The organism is Rhodomicrobium sp. Az07, assembly GCF_018619475.1.
GTDB lineage: Bacteria > Pseudomonadota > Alphaproteobacteria > Rhizobiales > Rhodomicrobiaceae > Rhodomicrobium.
The window spans coordinates 1-300 of the sequence record NZ_JAHFZG010000070.1; the positions used below are offsets into that span (position 1 = coordinate 1).

General features: G+C 63.3%; 1 pseudogene. It reads right to left on the minus strand.

Going from position 1 to position 300, the window contains the following annotated elements:
- Window positions 1–300: pseudogene (locus KKP04_RS15370) on the minus strand (transposase); the annotation flags it as partial.

Genomic DNA, 300 nt, shown 5'->3' on the forward strand with positions numbered 1-300 from the left:
GATCGAGGACAGGGCAGCGCGTCTCGTCTGCGAACAGTTTCGGCGAGGCTTTCAGGATCTCGAATAGGCGCGTCTGCAGCGGCGCCAGGAGCGCCGCCGCTTTGCCGACCCCTTCGTAGCCGATCCGCCTCCGGCGGAATGATCGATCCAGTGGATCGATCATAGGCGCAGAAGGCCACGGCAGTGGCAGGCGAGCGTGGAGCGATCGAGATCGACGCCCTGGCGGCTATAGATTTGCGCCTGCCGATACAGCGGACAGTGATCGGCGTATTTCACGGTCAGAACGTGAGCGACCAGTGC